Consider the following 11,389-nt stretch of genomic DNA (forward strand, 5'->3'; position numbering starts at 1 on the left):
CCCGTCATCACCCTCGACGCCCGACGCCGCGACAGCGCCAAGAGCGCCCTCATCACCCTCGTCGAACACGCCCTCCTCGCCCGACTCCGCTGAACCGGCGGTGCTCGGCCATGCCGGTGGCCCGCGGGACTTCCTGCGAAGTCCCGCGGGCCACGGGTGCGTTCGGGCCGGCTATTCGGTGGGCTCCAGGCCGGCCCGGATGAGGCCGTAGGTGTACGCGTCCTCCAGCGCCAGCCAGGAGGCGGCGACCACGTTGTCGGCCACGCCCACCGTCGACCAGGTGGCGGCGCCGTCGGTGGACTCGATCAGCACCCGGGTCTTGGATCCGGTGCCGTGCTGGCCCTCCAGGATGCGGACCTTGTAGTCCACCAGCTCGAAGCCGGCCAGCGGCGGGTAGATGCCCTCCAGGGCCGTACGCAGCGCCTGGTCCAGCGCGTTGACCGGGCCGTTGCCCTCGCCGGTGGCGATCCGGCGCTCGCCCTTGGCCCACAGCTTGACGGTGGCCTCGTTGCCGGTGAACCCGTTCGGGCCCTGCTCGCTGATGGTCCGCCAGGACTCGAGGGTGTAGAAGCGGTCCCGACTGCCGCGCACCTCGTCGCGCAGCAGCAGCTCGAAGGAGGCGTCGGCGGACTCGTAGGTGTAGCCGAGGTTCTCCTGCTCCTTGACCTTGGCCACCACCCGGCCGGCGAGGTCCCGGTCGCTGGAGAGGTCGTAGCCGAGCTCCTTGCCCTTGAGCTCGACGGAGGCCCGGCCGGCCATGTCGGAGACCAGCATCCGCATGGTGTTGCCGACCCGCTCGGGGTCGATGTGCTGGTACAGGTCCGGGTCGACCTTGATCGCGGAGGCGTGCAGGCCCGCCTTGTGGGCGAAGGCCGAGTAGCCGACGTACGGCTGGTGGGTGGAGGGGGTCAGGTTGACCAGCTCGGCGATCGCGTGCGAGATCCTGGTCATCTCGGCCAGCCGGCCCGCGGGCAGCACCCGGCGGTCGTACTTGATCTCCAGCGCGCCGACCACCGGGAACAGGTTGGCGTTGCCGACCCGCTCGCCGTAGCCGTTGGCGGTGCACTGGACGTGGGTCGCGCCGGCGTCCACCGCGGCCAGGGTGTTGGCCACCGCGCAGCCGGTGTCGTCCTGGGCGTGGATGCCGAGCCGGGCGCCCGTCCTGGCGAGCACGTCGGCGACGATCTCCCGGACCCCGCCGGGGAGCATCCCGCCGTTGGTGTCACAGAGCACCACCACGTCCGCGCCGGCCTCGTGCGCGGTGCGGACCACCGACACGGCGTACTCGGGGTTGGCCTTGTAGCCGTCGAAGAAGTGCTCGCAGTCGATGAACACCCGCCGGTCCTGGGAGCGCAGGAACTCGACGCTGTCCCGGACCATCTCCAGGTTCTCGTCCAGGGTGGTGCGCAGCGCGAGCTCCACGTGCCGGTCGTGCGCCTTGGCGACCAGGGTGATCACCGGGGCGCCGGAGGTGACCAGCGCGGCCAGCTGCGGGTCCTCCGCGGCCTTGCCGCCCGCCCGGCGGGTGGCGCCGAAGGCGACCAGCCGGGCGTGCTCCAGCTCCAGTTCGGCGGCGGCGCGGGCGAAGAACTCGGTGTCGCGCGGGTTGGCTCCGGGCCAGCCGCCCTCGATGAAGCCGACTCCGAACTCGTCCAGGTGCCGGGCGATGGCCAGCTTGTCCGCCACCGTCAGGTTGATGCCCTCCCGCTGCGCTCCGTCGCGCAGCGTGGTGTCGAACACGTGGAAACTGTCATCGGTACGGGTGACCTCGGTCATGACCCCTGGTTCTCCGTTTCGGGGAGGCTGGTACTGCTCTGCCGGACTTTTCCGTCCCGGCTCCACTGTCCATGATCCCGCGCGCGGTCCCGGTGTCCCCGGGCCCCTTGTGGGGGCCGTCGGCCGGTCCGGGAGAAACAAAAAGACCCCTCGCGGGTGCGAGAGGTCTGCGCGCGGGTCTGGACGCTCGTGGTCGCTCCGCATCGGGTCGTGCGGGAAGCGGTCACTGCGGACCGGCGCGCCTGCTGCTAATAATCAGCGAAAGCGAGGACACGCCCGCAGTCTGGCACAGCTGCCCGGGATCCGGCCCACCCGTCTCGCGATGCGAAACGGGGCGGGCCGGACGGGCCGGGCGGGCGGACCGGCGGGGTGTGGGTGATCAGACGATCTTGTGCAGCCACTGGTGGGTGTCCGGGGTCTGGCCGCCCTGGATCGACAGCAGCGCCTTGCGCAGCTCCATGGTGACCGGGCCGGGCTCGCCGGCGCCGACGGTCCAGTCGGCGGCGGCGGACTTCACCGAGCCGACCGGGGTGATGACGGCGGCGGTGCCGCAGGCGAAGACCTCGGTGAGGGTGCCGTCGGCGTTGGCCTGCTGCCACTCGTCGGTGGAGATCCGGCGCTCCTCGACCGCGTAGCCGAGGTCGGCGGCCAGCTGCAGCAGCGAGTCGCGGGTGATGCCGGGCAGCAGGGCGCCGGACAGCTCGGGGGTGACGATCTTCGCGTCCTTGCCCTCGCCGAAGACGAAGTACAGGTTCATGCCGCCCATCTCCTCGACCCACCGGTGCTCGGCGGCGTCGAGCCAGACCACCTGGTCGCAGCCCTTCTCGGCGGCCTGGGCCTGGGCGACCAGCGAGGCGGCGTAGTTGCCCGCGCACTTGGCGGCGCCGGTGCCGCCGGGGGCGGCCCGGACGTACTCCTTGGACAGCCAGACCGAGACCGGCTTGATGCCGCCCTGGAAGTAGGCGCCGGCCGGCGAGGCGATGATCATGAAGAGGTAGGAGTCGGCCGGGCGGACGCCCAGGCCGACCTCGGTGGCGAACATGAACGGGCGCAGGTAGAGGCTCTGCTCCGGCTCGTTCGGCACCCAGTCCTGCTCCTGGCGGACCAGCAGCTCGACGGCCTCGACGAAGGCCTCCACCGGCAGCTCCGGCATCGCCAGGCGGCGGGCCGAAGCCTGGAAGCGGGCGGCGTTGGCCTCCGGGCGGAAGGTGGCGATGGAGCCATCGGCCTGGCGGTAGGCCTTCAGGCCCTCGAAGATCGCCTGGCCGTAGTGCAGGGTCATGTTCGCCGGGTCGATCTCCAGCGGCGCGTACGGGACCAGCTGGGCGTCGTGCCAGCCCACGCCCTCGGTCCACCGGATGGTGACCATGTGGTCGGTGAAGACCCGACCGAAGCCGGGGTTGGTCAGCCGGGCCTCGCGCTCCGCTGCCGGCAGCGGGTGGGCGGAGGGCTTGAGGTCGAACGTGATGGGCGCCTGGGTGGCCGTGCTCATGGCTGTTTCCTTCACCGTGGGTTGGTAAGGGCCGCCACCGCCGCGGATACGTTTCGGCGGAATCCACCGGAATGAACGCACAACGGCACGGCCCACTGTCGATACTCGCATCCAGAGGGCCGTGCCGAACAGCTGTCCGCCCCATTTCCGGGGCCGCGAGCTGCGGTTATGCGCGGTCCGGCCCGCAGGCCGGAGTTCCGCTTCGGGATCCGGCCCCTCAGCCGGATACTCGGGCGGCGAGCGCGTCGCCGACCTGGGAGGTGCTGCGGGTGCCGGAGCGCTCGGCCAGGTCCGCCGCGACGGCGGCCTCGACCGTGGCGGCCTCGGCGGCGAAGCCGAGGTGCTCCAGCAGCATCGCGACCGACAGCACCGTGGCGGTCGGGTCGGCCTTGCCCTGGCCGGCGATGTCCGGCGCCGAGCCGTGCACCGGCTCGAACATGGACGGGAACTCGCCGCTCGGGTTGATGTTGCCGCTCGCGGCCAGGCCGATCCCGCCCGTGACGGCGGCGGCCAGGTCGGTCAGGATGTCGCCGAAGAGGTTGTCGGTGACGATGACGTCGAACCGCTCCGGCTGGGTGACGAAGAAGATGGTCGCCGCGTCGACGTGCAGGTAGTCGGTGGTGACCTCGGGGAACTCCTGGCCGACCTCGGCGAAGATCCGCGTCCACAGGTGCCCGGCGTGCACCAGCACGTTGTTCTTGTGCACCAGGGTGAGCTTCTTGCGCGGCCGCGCCTGCGCCCGGCGGTAGGCGTCGCGCACCACGCGCTCGATGCCGTACGCGGTGTTCAGGCTGACCTCGGTGGCCACCTCCTGCGGCGTCCCGGTGCGCAGCGTGCCGCCGTTGCCGACGTACGGGCCCTCGGTGCCCTCGCGGACGACCACGAAGTCGATCTCCGGCTGACCGGCCAGCGGACCCTTCACCCCGGGGAAGAGCCGGCCGGGACGCAGGTTGATGTGGTGGTCGAAGGCGAACCGCAGCTTGAGCAGCAGCCCCCGCTCCAGCACGCCCGACGGCACGCTCGGGTCACCGATGGCGCCCAGCAGGATCGCGTCGTGCGACTTCAGCTCCGCCAGCACGTCGTCCGGCAGCGTCTCCCCGGTCCGGTGGTAGCGCCGGGCCCCGAGGTCGTACTCGGTGGTCTCCAGCTTCACGTCGGCGGGAAGCGCGGCACCCAGGACCTTGAGGCCTTCGGCCACCACTTCCTGGCCGATGCCGTCACCGGGGACTACTGCGAGACGAATGGTGCGAGACATGCTCGGACCCTACTCCGCCGTCCCAGGTACTGACACCTCGCGTCCACCATTCGGACGGTCAGGTCAGGTCGGTCTCGACCTCGAACGACTGGTCGTCCTTCGACTGCCTGTGGTGGATCCCCGCGATCACGCAGCCGCGCGTGGAGGGATCGGGTTCATGGACGTGGACGAGCGCGCGCGTGTGACGTGAAGGGCGCTGGTGGCCTGCTTAGGGTGGCGGGATGCGGACGGGCGAGTGGCGGCGGGAGGTGCTGGTCTGCGGGGGTGCCGCCGGACTGGCGACGGGCGGGTACGGGCTGGCGGCGGCGCTGCGCGGGCGGTGGCCGGCCGGGGCCGATGCGGTGGCCGTGCCGTACCACGCCCACCTGTGGGACCTGCTGCACGGACAGGCCGCCGGGGACCTGCTGCTCAACTGGAACAGCGGCTACGGCACCCCGTTCCTGGCGGACTTCTTCGCCTACCTGATGAACCCCTTCTCCTGGCCCGCCGCGCTCCTCCCCCGCGACCAGGGCCGGCTCGCCGTCCTGCTGGTCACCCTGGCCACCATCGGCCTCGGCACCGCCCTGATGACCCGGCTGCTCGGCCGCATCCACCCCGGCCCGCGCCGGCTGCGGGCGCTCGCCGCCGTCGGGTACGGGCTGTGCGCCTGGGTGCTGGACGTCGGCGCGGCCGCCCCGATGTGGCTCTGGGGCCTGGTGTCGCTGCCGCTGCTCGGCCTGGCCGCCGACTGGTGCCTGCGCGAGCGGCACTGGGTGGCCGGCACGCTGTGCGTCGCGCTCGCCTGGGCCGGCAACCTGTACACCGCCGCGCTGGCGACCCTGGCGGCCGGACTCCTGTTCGCCGTCCGGCTGTTCGCCGCCCCGCTCCCGCTGCGCCGGCGGGTCCGGGCCACCGGCCGGGCCGTCACCATGGCCGCCGCCGGGGTGCTGCTCGCCTCCCCCGTGCTGTTCGTCGCGGTGCTGGCCGCCCGCCGGGCCCAGCCGGAGTCCCCGGTCCAGCCGCTCGGCCCGTCCGGCGTCGGCGGCCACCTCGCCCGGCTGCTGCCCGCCACCCACGGCGGGCCGCAGTTGCCGAACGTGGCGATCGGCGTCTTCGGGCTGCTGGTGGTCTGCGGGCTGCCGTTCAACCGGCGGGTACGGCCCCGGGAGCGCGCCCTGTGGTGCGCGGCGCTGCTGCTGGTGGTGGCCGGCTTCCTCTGGACCCCGACGGTGCTGGTCTGGCACGGCCTGGCGATCCCGGCCGGCGGGCCGTACCGGGTGGCCTTCGTGCTCAGCGGGCTGCTGGTGCTGGCCGGCTGGCTCTCGCTGGCGCACCGCCCGGACCGGCTGACCGTGCTGGGCGGCGCCGCCGTGGTGGCGGTGATCGCCGGCCTGGCGGCGGGCCGGCACTCGGTGCGCCCGGCCACCTGGGTGCTGCTGGCCGTCGGCGGCGCCGTCCTGTCGGCGGCGCTGTGGCTGCTGGACCGCCGGCACGCCGACCGGCGGGCGAACGCCCTCGCCACCTGGGTGATCGGCGGTGCGGTGCTGGGCAACGCCGTCTGGTCCGGGTACGCGGCGCTGGGCGCGGCCCCCTCCGCCGGCGTCTCCCCGACGGCCGTCCGGGCCGGGCACGCGGCGCTGCGCGCTGCCGCCGACTGGCCGCGCGGCCGCAGCGACCCGGGCCCGCACGCGTTCACCCCGAACGACCCGCTGCTGCTGAACGGCCAGGGCGGCGGCTACTTCAGCGGCTACCTGCCGACCGTCACCGCCCTGCTGCTGCACGACCTCGGCGCGGGCTGGACGGCCGGCGGGCGGCAGACCGCGAGCGTCACCGACCCGGTCGGGCAGGCGCTGTTCGGCGTCCGCACCCACCTCGACGACGGACCGCCGCCGGACGGCTTCGCGCCCGTCCGGGCGGCCGCCGCGCCGCCGCTGGTCACCGTGCTGCCCCCGGGTGCCCGGACGGAGACCTCCTCGGTCTGGGCCCGGCAGGAGTCGCTGCTGGGCAGCCAGGTGTACGACGCCCCGCTGCCGGTCCCGGCCGGCGGGGCGGTGCCCACGCTGCACGGCACCAGCGGCTGGTCGGTGCCGGGCGGCGCGGAGGGCACGGTGTTCACGGCCGCCTGCACGCCGGGCGGGACGGCCTACTTCCACGGGCTCTGGTACCGGGGCACGGTCAGTGGCCTCGGCACCGAGTACCGCAGCGACGGCGAGCAGCCCACCACCGCCGTGCCGATCCACCGGCTGGGGACCGTCCCGGCGGACGGGGTGGTCCGGGTGACGCTGCGGTCGGACGTGGTGAGCCAGGTCCCCGCCCGCCCGGTCGGCTGTCTGCGGGCCGGCGCCCTGGAGGCCGCCGTCGCCCGGCTCACCGCGACCGGCGCCACTCGGGTGGAGGCCGGCGGGCACACCCTGACGGCGACGCTCCCGGCCGGGTCCACCGGCACCGCGCTGCTCTCCGTGCCGGCCACCGACGGCTGGACCTGCGCGGTGGACGGCGGCCGGTACGCGGCCCCCGTCCCGGTGCTCGGCATGATCGGTGTCCCGCTGGGCGGGGGCGCCTCCCGGGTGGCCTGCGCGTTCCGCCCGCCCGGCCTCACCGAGGGCCTGACCGTCACCTCCGCCACCGCCGCCGTCCTGGCCCTGGTGGCCGTCTTCGCCCGGCTCTCCCGCCGCCCGACCCGCCCCCCGCGCGGCGGCCGCCGCCGGGCGGCCCGAAGCTCCGACGACCTGAACGTTCGTTCCTGACGGGGCGGCCCGCCGGAGTGCCGGTGGACCGCCCCCTTCCGCCCGGGGGTCAGGGCAGGTCGATCACCTGGGCCCGCCGCTCGGCCGGGTTCCGGTGGTACAGCAGCAGGAGCCGCGAGGCGTCGCCCGGGGCCCGTCGCACGTCGAGGACGGTGCCGGGGCCCGTCGGGGCCGCCACCGCGGCCGGGCCGTCGAGGCCGGCCCGCGCGGTGAGCGCCGGCCGCAGGACGTCCAGCGGGACGGACGGGGTGGTGCCGTTCAGCCCGATGGCCGAGAAGGCCTCGGCGACGTCCGGCGTGCCGCCCCCGGTGTAGCCGGTCCACACGCCGTAGCGGACGGTGCTGTGCCCGGGCGCGACGCCGGGCAGGGCGCTCAGCCGGACGGGCAGCACCAGCACGTCGCTGTCCAGCAGCCCGGTGTCGGTGTCGCCCCAGTGGGCGTTGAGCGGCTGGACGTCCAGCTCGGCCCCGGTGCGGGCGTCCAGCGCGCGGGAGACCAGGACGTCGCTGCCGGACAGCCGGTCGGCCTTGAGGACGACGTCGGTGCTGCCGTCCCCGTCGGTGTCCAGCGCCACCCGCACCCCGTACAGCCCCACCGGGGTGGCCGCGGGCGCCCACAGCCACGCTCCCACGTACAGCAGTCGGTCGTCGACGGCGGCGCCGGCCGCACGCAGGTCGGCGGAGCGCTCACCGGGGTGCTCGACGCAGATCTCGTCCGCCGGGTCCGCCTGCGCCCCGGCGAGTTCGGGCCGCACGCCCGCGCCCGGCGCGACGGCCGCGTCGCTGCCGCCGGGCGGGCAGTCCGGCCAGCGGGCCCCCTCGCCGCCGAGCGCGAAGGCGCTGACCAGCCCCGGCTGTTCGCCGGGCGCGGCGCGGCCGCCGAGGGCGACCAGGGTGGCGCCGCTCGCAGCGGTGCGCACGGCGGCCGTCGCCGCGAGGTCGCCGGTCGGGCGCGGGGCGGCCAGCACCGGGATCCTCAGCTGCGGCAGCGTGCCGTCCCCGACCGGGGTGAGCAGCACCCGCCCGGAGAGCTCGCCCCGGTAGCTGCGGGCGTGGTCGCCCTGCACGGTGTCGATGGTCGGGTCGGGCGCGCGCCCCAGCTCCCCGGGCACGGACAGCGTCACCCGCACCCGCGCGGTGCCGCCCGCCGGGACGTCCACCCGGGCCGGCGTCACCTGGTAGGAGGCGCCGGGCAGCCGGGTGGCCGCCGCGTACGAGGTGCGGTAGGCGAGCGGCGCGCCGGAGGTGTTGCGCACCTCGATCTCCCGGGTCCGCGCCGTCGGCCCGGCCACCTCGACCGGCCCGAAGGAGACCCCGACGGCGCCCGCCACGGCGCCCTCCCCCGCCGCGTAGGCGACGGCGGGGGTGCGGACCGCCCCGTCCACCCGGACCCGCCCGGCCCCGGTGCGCTCGGGCCCGTAGGCCGGCCCGCTGCGGTCGTCGCCGAGGAAGGTGTCCACGGTGGTGTTCATCAGCGCGGCCTTGACCTGCTCGACCGGCCAGCCCGGGTGCGCGGCACGGACCAGGGCGGCGAGCCCGGCCACGTGCGGGGTGGCCATCGAGGTGCCGCTCTCGCGCCGGCCGCCGGTGCCGCTGCCGACCAGGGCGGACCGGATGCTCTCGCCGGGGGCCGCCAGGTCGGGCTTGACCACGCCCGGGACACCGATGCCGCGCGAGGTGAAGTCGGTCAGGGTGTCGACCCGTTCCGGCTGGTCCTGGGCGACGGAGGCGTGCAGGGTGTTGCCGGGCGCGGCGAGCCGGACCCGTACCGGCCCGGCGGCCGCGGCCTGGCGCAGCCGTTCGCCGTCGGCGCGGGCCAGCAGCGCGGCCGGGATCCGGTCGTTGCCGGAGATCTCGGCGAGGTGGTCGGAGTCGGCGGCGTACAGCGCCCCGATCGCGCCCGCGTCGGCGGCGTGGTCGGCGCGCGGGCCGGAGTTGCAGGCCCGGTCGGCTTCGCGGGTGCGCCAGGTGAGCAGCGCGATCTTCCCCTTCAGTCGCTGCCGGTCGGCCTCGCCGAAGTCCGCGCAGCCGTCCGACTGGTCGACGGGCAGGGCGAGTTCACCGCTGACGTCGGCGGTGGACCAGCCCCGGTAGCGCTCGCTCCAGTGCGCCGGGACGACCCCGGCCCGGGCGGCGGGGGCGAGCACGGTGACGCCGTCCACGTCGGCGTGGCCGTGCACCGAGGCGGCGACGGTGATCGCCCGGGCGGCGGTGCCGGGGCTGCCGCCGATGCCGTACACGTCGCCGTCGTTGCCGGCCGCCGCGACCACGACGGTGCCCAGTTCGGCGAGCCGGTCGACGGCCAGGGCGTCGGTGTCGTCGGTGCTGCCGAAGTGGCTGCCGAGCGAGAGGTTGACGACGTCCAGCCGGTCGCTCAGGTCGCCGTCCCCGTTCGGGTCGGCCGCCAGGTCGAGCGCCTCGGTGACCCGGTCGGTGGAGCCGTCGCAGCCGAACACCCGGATCGCGTACAGCTGTGCGCCGGGGGCGGTGCCGGGGCCGATCCGGAAGCCGGCCGGGTCGAGCCCGGGCCCGTACGGACCGGTGTAGGCGCGGCCGTCGGCGGTGACGCCGTACCCGGCGGCGGTGCCGGCCACGTGGGTGCCGTGCCCGTTGCGCACGCAGTCAATCGGGTTGTCGCTGGGGTGCGGCACCGGCTGGTGGTGCGGGGAGGCCGGGTCGGGGTCGTAGTCGTCGCCGACCAGGTCCCTGCCGCCGACGACCTTGGCGTTGGGGAACAGCGCGGGCGGCGCGGGCTTGCCGCGCTCCACCGAGCGGAAGGCCTCCTCGGTGCCGGGGCCGCCGAAGTCGGCGTGGGTGTAGTCGATGCCGCTGTCGACGATCCCGATCCGCATGCCCTGCCCGGTGCCGGCCGCCCGGTCGCCGGCCCAGACCTGCGGGGCACCGGTCAGCGGGACGGAGTGGGCGTTGTCGCGCCGCTTGGCGACGATCGGGTGGACGGCGCGGACGCCCGGCAGCGCCCGCAGCGCGGGCAGCCGGTCGGCGGGCGCGCTGACCGCGAGGCCGGTCAGCACGGTGCGGGTGCGGTAGAGCTCACGGGCGGCGGGTGCCGCCCGGTGGACGGCGCCGGCCAGCCGGTCGAGCGCGTCCCCGGCCCGGGCGCGCTGGTCCGCGCCGGCCCGCGCGGCCTCCCGGTGGACGGCCTCCGGGGAGCGCTGGGCCCGCCGGGCGCCGTCGGCGGCGCGCCGCCAGGCGGAGCCGGCCGCCTCGGTGGTGAGTTCGAGCAGCACGGAGGCCGTTCGGCCCGGCCCCGGCGGTCCGGCGGAAGGCGGTCCGGCGGACGGCGGCCCCGCGGTCGGTGGACCGCCCGCCGCCGGGGTGGCGGCGAGGACGGCGCTTCCGGCCAGCAGGGCCAGGGTGAGGCCGATCCGGGCGGCGGGTCGGCGGACGGATGGCAGACGCACTGGGCCCTCTTCCCCGGCAGGGGGACTGATCCGCACTCCGTGTCGCTGACGCCCGCCCACGCGAACGTCGATCACCCCTCCGAGGGCCCCAAATTAGGATGATCGCGCCACCGGGGACGAGCAACTTCCCTCGGACGGACCGGGGTTGCACTCTACTGGGTGACGTTCTGACGACCCGTACGGCCCATTCGGCGGATGAACGCCACCGCCGGCCGCTCCGCCGGACTCAGTGGTGGCCGGTCACGCCGCCGTTGTCCCGGCGGTCCAGCGAGCGCTGCAGCGCGGCCGCCGCGAAGGGGTTCCGCTCGGCGGCCCGCCGGCGGCGCGGGGCGCGGACGGGGGTGGCGGCGGGGGCGGACGTGGCGTGACGGTCGGCGGTCGGCGACATACCGGGCTCCTTGGAAGCGGCGCCGCGGGAGGCGGGCGCGAAGAGGGGAAGGGAGCGCGGGAGCAGGGATCGCCTGCTCGTGAAGGCGCACGCCTACACGGGCCGCACACCCTGGCTACAGGGGCGGCACACCGTATGGCCCTTCCACGGTAAGGCCGCGCCCCGGCCGTGTCTGCACGAATACTTGGATTTCCTACTATCTGAGACGGGTGTCACCCGGGAGAACGCAGCGGGGGGGGGGGGGGGGGGGGGGGGGGGGGGGGGGGGGGGGGGGGGAGGGGGGGGGGGGGGGGAGGGGGGAAAGCGAGGTATGGAGGGGAGGTTGCTGGTG

General features: G+C 75.4%; 6 protein-coding genes and 1 pseudogene. 2 read left to right on the plus strand and 5 right to left on the minus strand.

The window, feature by feature from the left end; translation table 11 throughout:
- Positions 1–93 (plus strand): annotated as a pseudogene (locus ACZ5OX_RS14085) (ATP-binding protein); the annotation flags it as partial.
- Positions 94–171: 78 nt separating this feature from the next.
- Here the strand turns inward: ACZ5OX_RS14085 and cimA are convergent.
- From cimA to ACZ5OX_RS14100, 3 genes are all read right to left on the minus strand, one after another.
- Positions 172–1,776 (minus strand): citramalate synthase, encoded by a 1,605-nt coding sequence (cimA, locus tag ACZ5OX_RS14090; RefSeq protein WP_449793129.1) that lies wholly within the window; start codon positions 1,774–1,776, stop codon positions 172–174.
- Between the two features lie 379 nt (positions 1,777–2,155).
- Positions 2,156–3,268, minus strand: a complete 1,113-nt coding sequence (locus ACZ5OX_RS14095) for a branched-chain amino acid aminotransferase (protein WP_465630143.1) — start codon at positions 3,266–3,268, stop codon at positions 2,156–2,158.
- A gap of 217 nt (positions 3,269–3,485) precedes the next feature.
- The gene (locus ACZ5OX_RS14100) at positions 3,486–4,523 is read right to left on the minus strand and encodes a 3-isopropylmalate dehydrogenase (RefSeq protein ID WP_465630144.1); all 1,038 of its coding nucleotides are present in this window, start codon (positions 4,521–4,523) and stop codon (positions 3,486–3,488) included.
- 221 nt (positions 4,524–4,744) lie between these two features.
- On the opposite strand from ACZ5OX_RS14100, the gene ACZ5OX_RS14105 reads away from it, so the two are divergent.
- Positions 4,745–7,249 (plus strand): YfhO family protein, encoded by a 2,505-nt coding sequence (locus ACZ5OX_RS14105; RefSeq protein ID WP_465630145.1) that lies wholly within the window; start codon positions 4,745–4,747, stop codon positions 7,247–7,249.
- A gap of 49 nt (positions 7,250–7,298) precedes the next feature.
- Here the strand turns inward: ACZ5OX_RS14105 and ACZ5OX_RS14110 are convergent, their stop codons facing one another.
- Together ACZ5OX_RS14110 and ACZ5OX_RS14115 are read right to left on the minus strand one after the other, a co-directional pair.
- On the minus strand, positions 7,299–10,670 hold the full coding sequence (locus tag ACZ5OX_RS14110; RefSeq protein ID WP_465630146.1) for a S8 family peptidase: 3,372 nt from the start codon (positions 10,668–10,670) through the stop codon (positions 7,299–7,301).
- 226 nt (positions 10,671–10,896) lie between these two features.
- Complete coding sequence (locus ACZ5OX_RS14115) at positions 10,897–11,058, minus strand: hypothetical protein (RefSeq protein WP_363382932.1); 162 nt, start codon at positions 11,056–11,058, stop codon at positions 10,897–10,899.
- Positions 11,059–11,389: the final 331 nt, after the last annotated feature.

The organism is Kitasatospora sp. NPDC032121 (assembly GCF_055580145.1).

Excerpts from the sequence above, each read along its gene's own strand:
- cimA (WP_449793129.1), bottom strand. The coding sequence starts at position 1,776 with ATGACCGAGGTCACCCGTACCGATGACAGTTTCCACGTGTTCGACACC.
- ACZ5OX_RS14095 (WP_465630143.1), bottom strand. The coding sequence starts at position 3,268 with ATGAGCACGGCCACCCAGGCGCCCATCACGTTCGACCTCAAGCCCTCC.
- ACZ5OX_RS14100 (WP_465630144.1), bottom strand. The coding sequence starts at position 4,523 with ATGTCTCGCACCATTCGTCTCGCAGTAGTCCCCGGTGACGGCATCGGC.
- ACZ5OX_RS14105 (WP_465630145.1), top strand. The coding sequence starts at position 4,745 with ATGCGGACGGGCGAGTGGCGGCGGGAGGTGCTGGTCTGCGGGGGTGCC.
- ACZ5OX_RS14115 (WP_363382932.1), bottom strand. The coding sequence starts at position 11,058 with ATGTCGCCGACCGCCGACCGTCACGCCACGTCCGCCCCCGCCGCCACC.